Source organism: Nocardia amikacinitolerans NBRC 108937 (assembly GCF_001612615.1).
Classification (GTDB): Bacteria; Actinomycetota; Actinomycetes; order Mycobacteriales; family Mycobacteriaceae; genus Nocardia; species Nocardia amikacinitolerans.
The window spans coordinates 21,854-36,647 of the sequence record NZ_BDAU01000052.1; the positions used below are offsets into that span (position 1 = coordinate 21,854).

14 protein-coding genes are annotated in these 14,794 nt (G+C 69.6%); 5 read left to right on the top strand and 9 right to left on the bottom strand.

The window, feature by feature from the left end; genetic code table 11:
• Window positions 1-556: 556 nt before the first annotated feature.
• The gene (locus tag NAM01S_RS30175) at window positions 557-889 is read right to left on the bottom strand and encodes a hypothetical protein (protein ID WP_067791744.1); all 333 of its coding nucleotides are present in this window, start codon (window positions 887-889) and stop codon (window positions 557-559) included.
• Window positions 890-1,006: 117 nt separating this feature from the next.
• Between NAM01S_RS30175 and NAM01S_RS30180 the strand changes: the two genes are divergently transcribed.
• Complete coding sequence (locus NAM01S_RS30180; RefSeq protein ID WP_067791745.1) at window positions 1,007-2,371, top strand: sensor histidine kinase; 1,365 nt, start codon at window positions 1,007-1,009, stop codon at window positions 2,369-2,371.
• A complete protein-coding gene (locus tag NAM01S_RS30185; RefSeq protein ID WP_218018483.1) occupies window positions 2,368-3,021 on the top strand; it encodes a LuxR C-terminal-related transcriptional regulator in 654 nt (217 codons plus the stop codon). The genes NAM01S_RS30180 and NAM01S_RS30185 overlap by 4 nt, the downstream gene beginning before the upstream one ends.
• A 127-nt stretch (window positions 3,022-3,148) precedes the next feature.
• Here the strand turns inward: NAM01S_RS30185 and NAM01S_RS30190 are convergent, their stop codons facing one another.
• Window positions 3,149-3,595, bottom strand: coding sequence for a nuclear transport factor 2 family protein (locus NAM01S_RS30190; RefSeq protein WP_067791748.1), 447 nt, complete (start codon window positions 3,593-3,595; stop codon window positions 3,149-3,151).
• A gap of 437 nt (window positions 3,596-4,032) precedes the next feature.
• Between NAM01S_RS30190 and NAM01S_RS30195 the strand changes: the two genes are divergently transcribed.
• Window positions 4,033-4,479, top strand: coding sequence for a hypothetical protein (locus NAM01S_RS30195; protein WP_067791815.1), 447 nt, complete (start codon window positions 4,033-4,035; stop codon window positions 4,477-4,479).
• A 77-nt stretch (window positions 4,480-4,556) separates the two neighbouring features.
• Here the strand turns inward: NAM01S_RS30195 and NAM01S_RS30200 are convergent, their stop codons facing one another.
• From NAM01S_RS30200 to clpB, 7 genes are all read right to left on the bottom strand, one after another.
• Window positions 4,557-5,294 carry a lysoplasmalogenase family protein gene (locus NAM01S_RS30200; RefSeq protein ID WP_084483429.1) on the bottom strand — a complete coding sequence of 246 codons (738 nt, stop codon included), beginning with the start codon at window positions 5,292-5,294 and terminating at the stop codon, window positions 4,557-4,559.
• A gap of 1 nt (window position 5,295) precedes the next feature.
• The gene (locus NAM01S_RS30205) at window positions 5,296-6,354 is read right to left on the bottom strand and encodes a beta-ketoacyl-ACP synthase 3 (protein WP_067791749.1); all 1,059 of its coding nucleotides are present in this window, start codon (window positions 6,352-6,354) and stop codon (window positions 5,296-5,298) included.
• Between the two features lie 50 nt (window positions 6,355-6,404).
• Complete coding sequence (gene pyrE, locus NAM01S_RS30210) at window positions 6,405-6,992, bottom strand: orotate phosphoribosyltransferase (RefSeq protein WP_067791751.1); 588 nt, start codon at window positions 6,990-6,992, stop codon at window positions 6,405-6,407.
• Between the two features lie 2 nt (window positions 6,993-6,994).
• Window positions 6,995-7,807: an SDR family NAD(P)-dependent oxidoreductase gene (locus NAM01S_RS30215; RefSeq protein WP_067791753.1), complete on the bottom strand. Its 813-nt coding sequence runs from the start codon at window positions 7,805-7,807 to the stop codon at window positions 6,995-6,997.
• 25 nt (window positions 7,808-7,832) lie between these two features.
• Window positions 7,833-8,861 carry a TtfA family protein gene (locus NAM01S_RS30220; protein ID WP_067791755.1) on the bottom strand — a complete coding sequence of 343 codons (1,029 nt, stop codon included), beginning with the start codon at window positions 8,859-8,861 and terminating at the stop codon, window positions 7,833-7,835.
• A 130-nt stretch (window positions 8,862-8,991) separates the two neighbouring features.
• Window positions 8,992-9,759, bottom strand: a complete 768-nt coding sequence (locus NAM01S_RS30225; protein ID WP_067791757.1) for a DUF5666 domain-containing protein — start codon at window positions 9,757-9,759, stop codon at window positions 8,992-8,994.
• Between the two features lie 185 nt (window positions 9,760-9,944).
• Window positions 9,945-12,500, bottom strand: a complete 2,556-nt coding sequence (clpB, locus tag NAM01S_RS30230) for an ATP-dependent chaperone ClpB (protein WP_067791759.1) — start codon at window positions 12,498-12,500, stop codon at window positions 9,945-9,947.
• 286 nt (window positions 12,501-12,786) lie between these two features.
• Between clpB and NAM01S_RS30235 the strand changes: the two genes are divergently transcribed.
• Window positions 12,787-13,722 (top strand): NADP-dependent oxidoreductase, encoded by a 936-nt coding sequence (locus NAM01S_RS30235; RefSeq protein ID WP_067791761.1) that lies wholly within the window; start codon window positions 12,787-12,789, stop codon window positions 13,720-13,722.
• An 8-nt stretch (window positions 13,723-13,730) separates the two neighbouring features.
• A complete protein-coding gene (locus NAM01S_RS30240; RefSeq protein ID WP_067791763.1) occupies window positions 13,731-14,618 on the top strand; it encodes an LLM class flavin-dependent oxidoreductase in 888 nt (295 codons plus the stop codon).
• Window positions 14,619-14,794: the final 176 nt, after the last annotated feature.

Here is a 14,794-nt window from a genome sequence, read left to right on the forward strand (position 1 = left end):
CCGACATGCTAGGTCGTAGCCCGTATACCCCCACCCACCCGACCGAACGTCACCTTCCGCAGGCCACACCCGGTCACGGCCACCTTCGGCCCAATCGAACCGATAGCCGACCGAACATCACCGTCAGCAGGCCACAACCGGTCGCGGACACCTTCGGCGGGACACCCCCGGTCGTGGTCACCGTTGGTCAGCCGAACCGGTTAGCCGACCGAGCGTCACCTTCAGCAGGCCACGGCCGGTCACGGCCACCTTCAATCCGCCCGAACCGGCAGCCGACCGAAAGCCACCTTCAGCAGCCCACTCCCGGTCACGGCCACCCTCGGCGGGACACCCCCGGTCGTGGTCACTGTTGGTCAGCCGAACCGGTTAGCCGACCGAACGTCACCTTCAGCAGGCCACACCCGGTCACGGCCACCTTCGGTCCGACCGAACCGGTAGCCGATCGACGGTCACCTGCAGTACGCCACACCCGGTGTCACCTTCGCGCGGCCGGACTGTTCGCCGACCGGAGGTCACCTTCAGTGGGTCACGGCCGGTTGGGGTCACCCTCGGTCGGTCAGTACGACGACGAGGAGTTCGCGGCGACGATCGAGATGACGATGATCGCGATGACTCCGACCAGGGAGGCGAGCATGATGAGGGTTCCGACGATGCCGCAGACGTAGCCCGCCTTGACGTTGCCGCGCCCGCCGAGCGCGCCGCCCGACGCGTCGATCTCGTCGAGCGCCCGCTTGCCCATCACCCAGGCGAACGGCGCGCACAGCTGGCACAGCACCAAGCCGAGAATCCCGAGGACCAGGATGGTGGTGGATTGCGGGTGGTCCGGCGGCGGACCGTACGGGTTACCGTAGGGCTGCTGCGGATAGCCGTACGGCGGTGGGTAACTCATGCGGGTGATGCTAGTTCCACAACGCGCCGGGCGGACCCGATGGTGTAGCTGGCCACACCCTCGATTCGGCGGTCAGCTCCATCGAGAACGCCGCGGTCGGCGAGAAGCATGGAGCCCATGACCGAGACGCAAGCCGAACCCACCCTCGTGCTCGACAAGCCGACCGCGCCGCCGGCCCCATCGGTGCTTTCGGCCGTCCTTCGCGCGCCGATCCAGGCCAGGACCTGGAAGGAGCTCGCCTACCTGATCACGGCGTTCGTGCTCGGGTGCGTCGCGGTCTGCTATCTGTTCTTCGGCTTCGGCGGCGGGCTCTACGCCTCGGTCTTCCTGATCGGCATCCCGCTGCTCGCGCTCGTGCTGCTCGGCGGCCGCGTCTGGGGACGGATCTACCGCGCGCTGTGCCACCACCTGCTCAGCACCCCGGTCGACGCGCCGCCCGCGTTCACACCGCAGCGCGGGCTGTTCGGCTTCCTGAAGAGCGCGTTCACCGACCGGGCCAGTTGGCGGGCGGCACTCTTCCTGCTCGCGCAGTTCGTGCTCGGTGTGGTGATCGGCTATCTGACGCTGGTCACCGTGGCGGTGGTGGTGTTCACCGCGATCTCGCCGATTCCGTGGATGCTGTTCGATCCGGTCAACATCGACGAGAACGGGGTCGAGCGCCACTCGCTGATGCAGTTCGGTTCGTTCTACGTCGACACCTGGCCGCGCGTGCTCGGGGTTTCCGCGGTGGGCATCATCGGCTGCTTCGCGCTGCCCTGGTTGGTGCGCGGCGTCTGCCACCTGCACCGGCTGCTCACCCTGTGGCTGCTCGCGGCCACCGTGCGGGATCGTCAGCTGGTCGAGCTGCGGGCCAGCAGGCGCGCCGCCGTCGAGGACGCGGCCGCCACCTTGCGCCGCGTCGGACGCGATCTGCACGACGGCACCCAAGCTCGGCTCGTCACCATCGCCATGGCGCTCGGTCGGGCCGAGGAACGCATCGCGGCGGGCGGCGACGCCACCGACCTGATCGCCGACGCGCACGCCAGCTCCAAGGAGGCGCTGACCGAACTGCGCGAGCTGGTCCGCGGCATCCATCCGCCCGCGCTCGAGCTCGGCCTCGCGCCCGCGCTGGAGACACTCACCGCACGCAGCGCGGTGCCGGTGGAGCTGCGGGTGCACCTGCCGCAGCGGCCGAGCCCGGCCATCGAGGCGATCGCCTACTTCTCCGTCGCCGAGCTGCTCACCAATGTGGTCAAGCACGCGCACGCCGACCGCGCGTGGGTCTCGGTGCTGCCGGACAGCGTCCGCACCATCGCGGTCACCGTGCGGGACAACGGAATCGGCGGTGTGCTACCACCCGCCGAAGGTGAGCGGGCGGTGGGCAGCGGGCTCGCGGGTCTCGCGGCGCGGGCGCGCGCGGTGGACGGCACCCTCACCGTGCACAGCCCCACCGGGGGGCCGACCGTGGTGACCATCCTGCTGCCCAAGGGAGATCCGCAGTGAGCACGCCGTTGCGAATCGTCATCGCCGAGGACAGCGCCATCCTGCGTGACGGACTGGCGGGGCTGCTCGTCGAGCGCGGCCACGAGGTGGTCGCGATGGTCGGCGATGCGAGCACGCTGAGCGACGTTGTCGGCGAACACAATCCCGATGTAGCCGTGGTGGACGTGCGGATGCCGCCCACCTTCACCGACGAGGGGCTGCTCGCCGCCATCGAACTGCGCAGGAAGTACCCGATGACGGGCGTGCTCGTGTTCTCGCAGTGGATCGAAACCCGTTATGCCACCGAGCTTCTCGCCGGTGGTGCGAGCGGCGTCGGCTATCTGCTCAAGGACAGGGTCGCCGACGTGCGCGACTTCGTCGACGCGCTGTACCGGGTCGCGACGGGCGGTACGGCGCTCGATCCCGAGGTGGTGAGTCAGCTGATGGGCGCGTCCCGCCAACAGGATTCGCTTGCCCGCCTCACCCCGCGCGAGCGCGAGGTGCTCGAGCTGATGGCACAGGGCTTGTCCAACAACGCGATCGCCGACGCGCTCACCGTCACCGAGCGTGCGGTCGAGAAGCACATCGGCAATATCTTCGCGAAACTCGATCTGCCGCCGTCGGATACGCATCATCGGCGGGTGCTGGCGGTGTTGCGGTTGAAGGGTTGAGACCCATCCCCGCGTCCATTCCAGGCCAGATCATCAGAGGCCAGACATCGCGCAGACCAGGTCTGGCACCTGCCTTGCGGAGTACGCCGACGAGCACTTTGCCAGCCGCGTCGGCTTGGCTTCGGGGCTAGCGCGCAATCGTGCAGGCCGCCGCGATTTCCTTCGTATCCCAGTAGAACGGGCGGATTTCGGTGATCCGGCCGTCTTCCACGCGGAGCGTCTGCAAGATCGGGAAGCGCAGCTCGCGTCCGGTCGCCCGGGCCCGCGCCCGCACCTCGGTGTGTACGACGGCCGTCTCTCCCGTCGCCAAGAACTGCTGGTCGACCAGCTCGAACACCTCCCACACCGCCGCCATCGTCGCGAAAAATCGCTCCAGCCCCGCGTGGCCCCGCCAGATGCCGCCGTACGGCATGCCCTCGGCCTGGTAGAGGACGACGTCCTCGGCGAAGAACGGGGCGAGGGTGGTGAACGAGGCGCGGCCTGGGCCGCCTGCGGCGAAGTAGGCCGCCTCCGCGGCATACATTCCGGTGAGGACGTCTGTGGTCGTTGCTTCTGAGGTCGTTGCGCTCGGCATGGAGACAGCGTGACGCCGGAGGCTGGGTGGGCGCTGGCGGAGATCGGACAGAGCGTTGGAGGTGCGGTTGCTGACCGTGGGTACCGAGTTCCGGAGAAGATCCGGCCCGATATTCGCAAGGTACCGAGTCGGAGGTCGGTGGCCGCTTATGCTTGAAAATGCGAGGTCAGTCGGGGTGTAGGCCGACCGACCAAGCCGGACGAAGTCCCCCCGGGCGCTGCCGGAGCGAAGGCGGAGGCACGTGCCGAAGGCGCCGCCGGGCTGAGTCCGTGCGAAACCGGAACGGACCAAGCGAAGGCGTGTCGCGCCCCGGCGGCGCCGCCGAGCGAAGTCCGCTCACAGCCGCGGATGGAGCGAAGCGGAGGTACGCCCGCGAGGCGCCGCCGAACGAAGTCCGTCCAGAGTCGCGCACGGCCGGAACGGAGGTCGAGGTACGCATGGACCACGCACGGATTCTGCGGGCGATACTCGGCGTCACCGCCGTGTACCTGGTGGTGCTGTGCTTCTGGCTCGGTTGGCTCGTGCACCGCACGCCGCCCGGCACGGTCCCGTTCCAGGTCGTCGCCCTCGTCGGACTCTTCGGTTCCTGCGTCGGCATCGGCATGCTGCTCGCCGCCCGCCCCTCCCGCGCCGACCGCAAACTCTGGCGCCACGGCCTCGAAGGCTGGGCCACCATCGAAGGCGTGCACCCCCTCGAGCGCACCGACCACTACAGCGAACTCACCGAACTCGACCTCGAACTGACCGTCCCCGGTTCCGAGACCTACCACGGCTCAGTCGTTTTCGACGTCATGCCCGCCGACAAACCGAAACTCGCCCTCGGCGAGACGATTTCGATCCGAGTAGATCCCGCGAACCGAGACCGCATCATCCTGGTGCTGTAGAAGCCCACCCGACCCCTGCCGCGTCGAGCCGGGCGGTTCCATCGAAATCGGTGGGTCGACGTCGGGAGGGCAGGCGGTTAGCGGCGGGTGTGGGCGTGGGGGTCGGCGAGGAGGTATTGGGCCGCGGCGTAAGTGGCGAGGATTATGCCCTCGGTGGTGTGGCGGGAGCGGGGGGTGTGGGCGAAGAGGCGGCGGAGGACGATGAGGCCGTCGGAGAGGGTGAAGAGGAGGGCGCCGAGGCCGAGGCGGCTGCGTGGGTCGGCGTCCGGGATGTTCAGGCCCGCAACGTTTTTCGCGCCGGGGGCGAGACCGGGGTCGGAGGCGAGGACGGCGGCCGTCCCGAGGGTGACGCCGTAGGCGGTGAGCGGGGTGGCGACGGTGGGCGCCTTGGCGCGCAGCAGACCGGCGGCGCCGAGCCAGGCGGCCACCCGGGGCAGGGCGATGGCGGCGGCGGGTCGGGCCCCGCGCCGCCACCACAGCGTCGAGTAACCGGCCTGCATGACAGCGAAGGAGGACGCGCCCGCGATGAGGCGGCGGTCGTCGTCGGGGTCGATGAGCAGGATGTCGCCGACGGTCGCCGCGCCGAGCGAGCCGAGCAGGATGGTGCGCTCGGTGGGGTCGATGTCGACGCCGCTGGTCGCCACGTCGGCGGCGAGCAGCGGCATCATCAGCGGCTTGGCGACCCACTGGAGCCTGTCGCGTCCGGTGAGCGCGCCGTAGACGGTCACGGCCGCGGCGGCGAGGAATCCGGCGCGGAACGGCCGCGCCGAGCCCGGGAACGATCCCTTCCGCGCCCGGGCTCCCTTGGCACTCATGTCAGAAGCTCGCCTCGGTCGGCGCGGGCGGCAACGTCACGACCTGGCCCGCGTAGCTGAGGCCGGCGCCGAAGCCGAGCAGCAGCGCCAGCTGGCCGCCCTTGGCCTTGCCCGTCACCAGCATTTCCTCCATGGCAAGCGGGATGGAGGCGGCGGAGGTGTTGCCGGTGTTCTCGATGTCGTTGGCCATCGGGATCTCGTCGGCCAGGCCGAGGTTCTTCTTCATCAGGTCGTTGATGCGGGCGTTGGCCTGGTGCGGGATGAAGACCTCGATGTCCTCCTTGGCCACGCCGGAGGCCTCCAGCGCGTCGGACAGCGCTCGCGGCAGGGTGACGGCGGCCCAGCGGAACACCCGCGGGCCCTCCATGCGCAGCGACATCCGGCCGACCGGCTCGACCTCGGGATCGGTGCCCTGCATGGCCTGGGCCTTGTTCATGAATTCCAGGAAGTCGACGTCCTGGGCGATCGCTTCGGCGTTCTCGCCGTCGCTGCCCCACACCGTCGGGGAGATGCCGTTCTCCTCGCTCGGGCCGACGACGACCGCGCCCGCGCCGTCGCCGAAGATCATGGCGGTGCCGCGGTCGGTCGGGTCGAGTCCGACGGTCATCGTCTCCGCGCCGATCACCAGCACGTAGTCGGCCGAGCCCGCGCGGATCAGGTCGGCGGCGACGCCGAGGCCGTAGCCGAAGCCGCCGCAGCCGGAGGTGAGGTCGAAGGCCGGGATGCCGTTGATGCCCAGGTCGGCGGCCACGGTGGGCGCGCCGTGCGGGGTGAGCTTCAGCCAGCTGGACGTGCACAGGATGAGCGCGCCGATCTTGGACCGGTCGATGCCGGTGTTGACCAGCGCGCGTTCGCCCGCGGCCGCCGCGATCGACCGCAGCGTCTCGTCACCGCTGATCCAGCGCCGGTTGCGGATACCCGTGCGCTCGTAGATCCACTGGTCGGTCGAATCGAGAACCTCGCACACCTCGTCATTGCTGACAATGCGCTGCGGTCGGTAGGCACCGATTCCGAGCATCGCAACATTTTCGCGACTCTTGTTTACTGCAATGCTCACCACAGGTGACTCACACGTCCTCTAACTGTCGGACAACCAAACCGTCGTCCAGGCTAACCCAGGGCAAGATCCTTCAGCCCGAGGATGGAGCGATACTCCAGCCCCTCGGCGGCGATCACCTGGTCGGCGCCCGTCTCCCGGTCGACGACGGTGGCGACGCCCACCACGGTCGCGCCCGCCTCGCGCAGCGCGCGCACCGCGGTGAGCGGGGAGTTTCCCGTGGTCGTGGTGTCCTCGACCACAAGCACCCGCTTGCCGACGATGTCGGGTCCCTCGATCTGGCGCTGCATGCCGTGGCTCTTGGCGGCCTTGCGCACGACGAACGCGTCGATGGGACGGCCGGGCGCGTGCAGCACCGCGAGCGCGACCGGGTCGGCGCCCATGGTGAGGCCGCCAACGGCGTCGAAATCCCAGTCCGCGACGAGCTCGCGTAGCAGTTTGCCGATCAGCGGTCCGGCGCGATGGTGCAGCGTCGCCCGCCGCAGGTCGACGTAGTAGTCGGCCTCCTTGCCGGAGGAAAGCGTCACCTTGCCGTGCACGACGGCGAGCTCGCGCACCAGCGCGGCCAGCTTCTCGCGGTCGGTCGCGGCTTCGCGGTCGGCGCCGAGCACGGAATCAGTGGTTGTCGCCTCGTCGATCATGTCTAAGTCCTTCCGCGTGAATTGAACAGGCCCCGATTCATTCGGACCTGCAGGGTTCGCGGGATGAGTCCGGCCACCGCGGTGATCGCTTTGTACTGCGCTCCGGGCACGCTGATCACCCGGTCCTTGTCCAGATCACTCAGCGAACCGGCGACGACCTGCTCGACGGAAAGCCACAACGGTCTCGGCAGCGAGGACATCTCGATACCGGCTCGCTCATGGAATTCGGTGTGGACGAATCCGGGGCACAACGCCTGGATCCGAACACCGGTTCCGGCGAGACCGCCCGCCAACCCTTCCGTGAAGGATACGACGTAGGACTTGGAGGCCGAGTAGGTCGATCCCCGACCCGGCACCAGACCCGCGACGCTGGCCACGTTGACGATCGAACCTTTCGCCGCGGCGATCATCGACGGCAGCGCCGCGTGGGTGAGCTGGAGCACGGAGGTGACGTTGACGTCCAGCTGCGCCTGCAACTGCTCGTAGGGCAGTGTCCAGAACTCACCGGAATGCGCGAAACCCGCGTTGTTGACCAGGAATTCGATGCCCTCGGCGGCGCGGGCGGCCACCTTCTCCCGATCGGCGGCCTGCGCGAGATCGGCGACGAACACCTCGGAGCGGGTGTCGAATTTGCGCTCGAGTTCGGCCGCTAGTTCCCGTAGCCGCTCCTCGTCCCTGGCGACCAGCACCATGTCGTAGCCGAGCGAGGCAAGCCGCAGCGCGAAGCCGTGGCCGATGCCGGAGGTCGGTCCGGTGATCAGCGCTACGGGGCGGGTGGCGCCGGGCAGGCGCGCGGGAACAGAACTGTCGGTCATCGCGGTGTCGATCCCATCGAGCTGGTCACTGCGGCACGGGGCCCTGATACGGACGGAATCCGGGGTGGAACGGGCCGCCGGGGCGGTCCTGCTCGTCGGCACGGGAGGCGGGCGGCTCGTCGTCCCAGTCGTCGCCGCGGCGCGATTCCGGGCGCCAGTCGTCGTCGGCCTCGTCGTCGGACCAGTGGTCCTCGCGCGTCCTCGCCCTCGCGTCGGGGACGACGGCCAGCGAGGGGCGGCGCGACTGCTCGCCCGCGGGCTCCCGCTCGTCCGGTTCGTAGTCCTCGTCGTAGCGGGGCTCGTCGTCGTCGAAGTCGCGGTCGTCGTCCGCGCCGGGCGGCAGCACGCGGGAGGCGCCGCGCACCGGCTCCGAACGCGCCTCCTCGGCACGGTCGCGGGTGCGCGGGTGCGGACGGCCCGGGTCGTGCTCGGACTTGTTCGTTCCGCGCGGGTCGCTGACCGGAGGCAGCACGTGCAGCAGACCGGACAGGCGCAGCACCGCGTCGATGGCGGACTCCCAATCCTTCGCCGCCGTACCGACATTCAGCATCCCGAGGGTCCAGTTGCCCTCGCTCCAGAGCATCTGCACGGTGTCGGGAAGCGTCTCGATGAACGCGACCATCCGCTGATCCACCGCGTGCCTGGCGATCTCCGGATTCGTCGCGAAGACGACCCGGTCGCCGATGGCGCCGAGCAGCTCCAGGTCCGCATCCTTCGGCGGGGACGCGGTCTTGAGCCGCATGTCGACGTCGATGTCCGAACCGATCTGGCGGCGCACCGCGACCAGCGTCGCGGCGTCCTCCAGGTCGAACAGAACGAACTTCTCGCCCTTGCGGATACCGGAGACCACGTCGACCGCCGACAGATAGCCGAGTTTGGCCAGCGCGCCGCGCCGCCACGTCGACGGAAGTGCCGGTTCCACCGACACGTAGGTGTACCCCTGGGCCTTGGCCCAGACCTGGCGCGCGTGACCGGTCCGCTGTCGCTGGACCCGATCGAAATACAGCAGCACGATCGCACCCACGAGTGCGATCGCCGCCAACCCGAACCACATAGCCGTCATCGCGGTCTACCCTAATAGGCCCGGCCGGTGGAAGGCCGCCTTTGGTACCGCGACGAGCCGCCCGTCTTGCGCCGCCCGACCTCCGCCACCGCGCCGCGGCGAGCGGAGGTGTGATCGCGGCTCATCTTCCGCCGCCGGGCAGCGCGGTGCTGATGATGATCCTGGCGCGGATCGATCCGTCCTGACCCTTGTCACCCTGCACCACGACCATGTCGCCGACGGGCAGGTCGGCGGGCTTGGCGCCGGAGAGCGAGATCACCTGGGTGAGTTCGTCGGTCGAGACGTTCACCGTGTTGCCGGAGACGGTGTCGATGGTGAGCTGGCCGCCGTTGTTGGCGCTGATGGTGCCCATGGTCGCGCCCAAGTCGTCGATTCCGGGCAGGCCGGGCAGACCGGTCGGGGACGGGTCACGCGGGGACGGGTTCTCCGTCGGGAACGCGCGACCGGTCGGGAACGGTGCGGTCGTGGTGCCGCCCGCCGTCGTGGTCGACGAGTCACGGCCGCCGAGCACCAGTCCGGCGACCACCCCGGCCACCGCGACGAGCGCGACGACGCCGAGCGCGAGCGCGATCCACAGACCCGTATTGCGTTTGGGCGGTGGCTGATCCATCGGCGGGCCGCCCGGCGGCGCACCCGCGGGCGGGACGCCGACGGGCTGGCCCGGCTGCCACTGGGTGCCGTAGGGGCTTTCGTAAGCGCCCCACTGCTGCTCCATCGGCGGGAGCTGTTTGGTGGCGTTCGCGGGCGGCGGACCCCACTCGAACTGCTCGGTCGACGGGTACCTCGTGGTATCTCCGGACGGGTCGTAGCCGGACGCACCCGGCGAACCGAGGTGCTCGGTCGGCGCATCCTCCGGCCGCTGCCCCCAGGGATCCTTCGGGTTCGTCATGCCATCCAGAGTAGGCGTACCTCCGCATTCGCTCCGGCCATGCGCAAGGCGTTTTCGACGGACTTCGTCCGACAGCGCCCGTGCTGCCCGTCTACCGTCACGTCCAGGTGAGCCGAGCTATTCCGCGAGCCACGCCGAACACGCGAACACCCCGCCCCGTGCGGGGCCGGGGCATCCGATTGCACTCACCTGCCGACGATCAACCCGTCGCCGTTGCCGCTGACGCCGACCTTCACGGTGTCGCCGTCGGTGACCTCGCCGGCGAGCAGTTCCTTGGCGAGGGTGTCGCCGATGGACTGCTGGATCAGGCGGCGGAGGGGGCGGGCGCCGTAGACCGGGTCGTAGCCGCGGACGGCGAGCCAGAACCTGGCCGAGTCGCTGACGTCCAGCTTGAGCCTGCGCTGGGACAGCCGCTTCTGCAGCTGGTCGAGCTGGATGTCGACGATCTGCTCGAGCTGCTCCTCGTCGAGCGAGTGGAACATGACCACGTCGTCGAGCCGGTTGAGGAACTCGGGCTTGAACGCCGAGCGGACCGCGTTCATGACGAAGTCCTTGTCGCCGCCAGCGCCCAGGTTCGAGGTGAGGATGAGGATGGTGTTGCGGAAGTCCACCGTGCGGCCCTGGCCGTCGGTGAGCCGTCCCTCGTCGAGCACGGCGAGCAGGATGTCGAACACATCCGGGTGCGCCTTCTCGATCTCGTCGAACAGCACCACGGTGTACGGCCTGCGCCGCACCGCCTCGGTGAGCTGGCCGCCCTGGTCGTAGCCGACGTAGCCGGGCGGCGCGCCCACCAGACGAGCCACCGAGTGCTTCTCGCTGTACTCGCTCATGTCGATCCGCACCATGGCGCGTTCGTCGTCGAAGAGGAAGTCCGCCAACGCCTTTGCCAGCTCGGTCTTGCCGACGCCGGTGGGGCCGACGAACATGAACGAGCCGGTCGGCCGGTTCGGGTCGGCGACGCCGGCGCGCGCCCTGCGCACCGCGTCGGAGACGGCCTGCACGGCCTCCTGCTGTCCGACGACGCGACGCCCGAGCTCGTCCTCCATGCGGAGCAGCTTCTGGGTCTCGCCCTCCATCAGCCTGCCCACCGGGATGCCGGTCCACGCGGACACCACCTCGGCGATGTCGTCGGGGCCGACCTCCTCCTTGAGCATCACCTCGCCGTCGGGCGCGGCGCCGTTGACCTTCTCGGCCTGCGCCAGCTCCTTCTCCAGCGTCGGGATCCGGCCGTAGCGCAGCTCCGCCGCCTTGCCGAGATCGCCGTCGCGTTCGGCGCGCTCCGACTCGCCGCGCAGACTCTCCAGCTGTTCCTTGAGCGAACGGACCTGATCGATGGCCTTCTTCTCGTTCTGCCACCGGGTGGTCAGCTGGTTGAGCTTTTCCCGGTCGTCGGCCAGTTCCTGGCGCAGCTTCTCCAGGCGCTGCTTGGAGGCCTCGTCGGTCTCCTTGGTCAGCGCGACCTCTTCGATCTCCAACCGCCGCACCGCGCGCTCGACTTCATCGATCTCCACCGGACGCGAGTCGATCTCCATGCGCAGCCGCGAGGCCGACTCGTCCACCAGGTCGATCGCCTTGTCCGGCAGGAACCGCGAGGTGATGTAGCGGTCGGAGAGGGTGGCCGCGGCGACCAGCGCGGAGTCGGTGATGCGCACGCCGTGGTGCACCTCGTAGCGCTCCTTGATGCCGCGCAGGATGCCGACGGTGTCCTCGACCGAGGGCTCGCCGACCAGCACCTGCTGGAAGCGGCGCTCCAGTGCGGCGTCCTTCTCGATGTGCTTGCGGTACTCGTCCAGCGTGGTCGCGCCGACCAGCCGGAGTTCGCCGCGGGCCAGCATCGGCTTGATCATGTTGCCCGCGTCCATCGCCGATTCGCCGGTCGCACCGGCGCCGACGATGGTGTGCAGCTCGTCGATGAAGGTGATGATCTGCCCCGCGCTGTTCTTGATCTCCTCGAGCACGGCCTTGAGCCGCTCCTCGAATTCGCCGCGGTACTTCGCGCCCGCCACCATCGCGCCGAGGTCCAATGCGACAACGGACTTTCCGCGCAGCGACTCGGGGACGTCACCCGCCACGATGCGCTGGGCGAGGCCCTCGACGATGGCGGTCTTGCCGACGCCGGGCTCGCCGATCAGCACCGGGTTGTTCTTGGTGCGGCGGCTCAGCACCTGGACGACGCGCCGGATCTCGGTGTCGCGCCCGATGACCGGGTCGAGCTTGCCGGAGCGGGCGGCCGCGGTGAGGTCGGTGGAGTACTTCTCCAGCGCCTGGTAGCTGCCCTCGGGATCGGGGTTGGTCACCCTGGCGCTGCCGCGCACGGTGGTGAACGCCTCGCGCAGCGCGTCGGCCGTCGCACCGTGCTTGGTGAGCAGCTTGGTGACGTCCGAATCGCCCCCGGCGAGACCGACGAGGACGTGCTCGGTGGAGACGTACTCGTCGCCGAGTTCGGTGGCCAGCCGCTGGGCCGCGGTGATGGCGCCGAGCGCCTCGCGCCCGAGGTTCGGCGTCGTGGTCGCGCCGGTCGCCCTCGGCAGCCGGTCGACGATGTCCTGCGCCTCGCGCCGAACCGTCGCGGGGTCGACGCCGACGGCCTTCAGCAGTGGGGCGGCGATGCCGTCGGTCTGATCGAGCAACGCCACCAGCAAGTGCGCCGGACGAATCTCCGGGTTGCCCGCGGCCGACGCCGCCTGGAGGGCAGCGGTCAGCGCCGCCTGGGTCTTGGTGGTGGGATTGAACGAGTCCACAAGTCACCTTCCTCGAGTCGATTCCGCAGCATCGAGTGCCCTTCCCGCACGCGATCACGCGCGGGCTCGTGCTGTTCCAATCGGTCCAACGTGCGAGAGGTTGAGTCTGTTCCGCTCAAGTTTAAAAATTTTCCGGCCCGCCACCCGGCCGATTCCGCGGCTCAACGCTACGCCGCGCCATCGCCGAATGCGATGAATCACGGCGTCGGTGGTGTAGGGATGCATACGAGCACCACAAACGGTTAGTTGATGCATCACCCTTCAGCCGAACCGAGGAGCGGAACCGATGCGCGCGATCGTGATACGGAAGTTCGGAGAACCCGTCGAGCCTGCCGAGATGCCGGAACCCGAGCCGGGCGCGCAAGCGGTCAAGGTGCAGCTCGACGCCGCGGGCGTCAACCCCTTCGACCTGAAGATGGCCAAGGGCATCCTGGAAGGCAGGATGCCGCACGACTTTCCGGCGATCCTCGGCGTGGACGGTGCGGGCAGCATCGCGGCGGTAGGCCCCGGCGTCACCAAGTTCGAGATCGGCGATCGGGTGGTCGGCAAGTTCCTCGTCCCGCCCGCCGGGCACGGCAGCTTCGCCGAGTTCTCGGTGCTCCCGGAGGACGCGACGCTGGTGCCCATCCCGGAATCGGTCACCACGATGGCGGCCGCCGCGCTGCCGACCGCGGGCGTCACGGCGCAGGACCTGGTCGACGCGGCCCAGATACGGCCCGGCCAGAAGGTGCTGATCGTCGGCGCCACCGGCGGTGTCGGATCGTTCCTCGTGCAGCTGGCCAATATGGCGGGCGCGCACGTCATCGCGACGGCGCGCGGCGACGCGGCCGACCAGATGGCCAGGCTTGGCGCGGCGGAGACGGTGGACTACACCCGCGCGTCCGTCGCCGATTCGGTGCGGTCGACCGAACCCGGCGGCATCGACGTGCTCTTCGATCTGGTCAGCCCGCCCGAGGCGCTCGCGCCGCTGACCGAACTCGTGCGCGCGGGCGGCGCCGTCTACACCACCGTCTTCTCGGCCGACGAGGCCGCGCTGCGTGAGCGCGGGCTACGCGGCGGGAACTTCGAGTCCAAGGGCCGGGCGCCGGAACTGACCCGGCTGCTCGATCGCGTCGCGGCGGGCGACGTGGTGGTGCCAATCGACGCGACCGTCCCGCTGGAGGAAGCGCCCGCCGTGCTCGGCGCGACGGGCGCGCGCGGCAAGACCGTCCTGGCCATCTGAGCCGCGAAATGAGCGCTCGCCTGGTCGAATTCGGCCTCTTCCTGATCCCCGACGCCGACGACTACCGCCAGCTCACCGAGCTGGCGGCCTACGCCGAATCCGCCGGGCTCGACCTCATCGGCATCCAAGACCACCCTTACCAGCGCCGCTTCCTCGACACCTGGACCCTGATCACCGCGCTCGCCGTGCACACCGAACGGATCACCTTCTTCCCCGACGTCGCGAACCTGCCGCTGCGCAACCCCGCGGTGCTCGCCAAATCCGTTGCCTCCCTGGACATCATGACCGGCGGACGGATTCAGCTCGGGCTCGGAGCCGGCGCGTTCTGGGACGCCATCGCGGCCATGGGCGGTGAGCGGCTGAGCAAGGGCGAGGCGGTGCGGGCGCTGGCCGAGGCGATCCACGTCATCCGCGCGATGTGGAGCGACGAGCGCGCGGTCCGGGTGCCCGGTGCGTTCCACCGACTCACGGGTGCGCACCCCGGCCCGCGTCCACGGCACGATCCCGGCATCTGGCTCGGCGCGATGGGACCGCGCATGCTGACCTTGACCGGCACGCTCGCCGACGGCTGGCTGCCCTCGGCCGCCTGGGCGCCGCCCGAGTTCCTCACCGAGGCGGGCAAGCGGATCGACGACGCGGCGGTGGGCGCGGGCCGGAACCCACACGCGATCCGCCGTGTCTACAACGTCTCGGGCACCATCACCGACAACGGCGTCGACCACGGCTTCCTGGAGGGTCCGGCGAGCCGGTGGGTGGACGATCTGACCGCGCTGCACGCCGAGCAACGCATCGACGGCTTCGTCTTCTGGCCCACCGAGGGCGACCCGACCGAACAGATCCGCCGCTACGCGGAGCAGGTAGCCCCCGCCGTTCGCGCAGCCGTTGCGGGGACCTAGGCCTACTACCTCGTCACATCCGGTCGTCGCACTCGCCAAGCTTGGTTATTCTGGTCGGTGGCCCAACGATGGGGCCGAGCGCAGCGAGGCAGCAGCGGGCGCGTGAGCGCCGCGAGAGCAGGCCGGGCCGACATCCCGAGCTGCCGACTTAGCCGAGGGATAACTCGGAGCGGTCG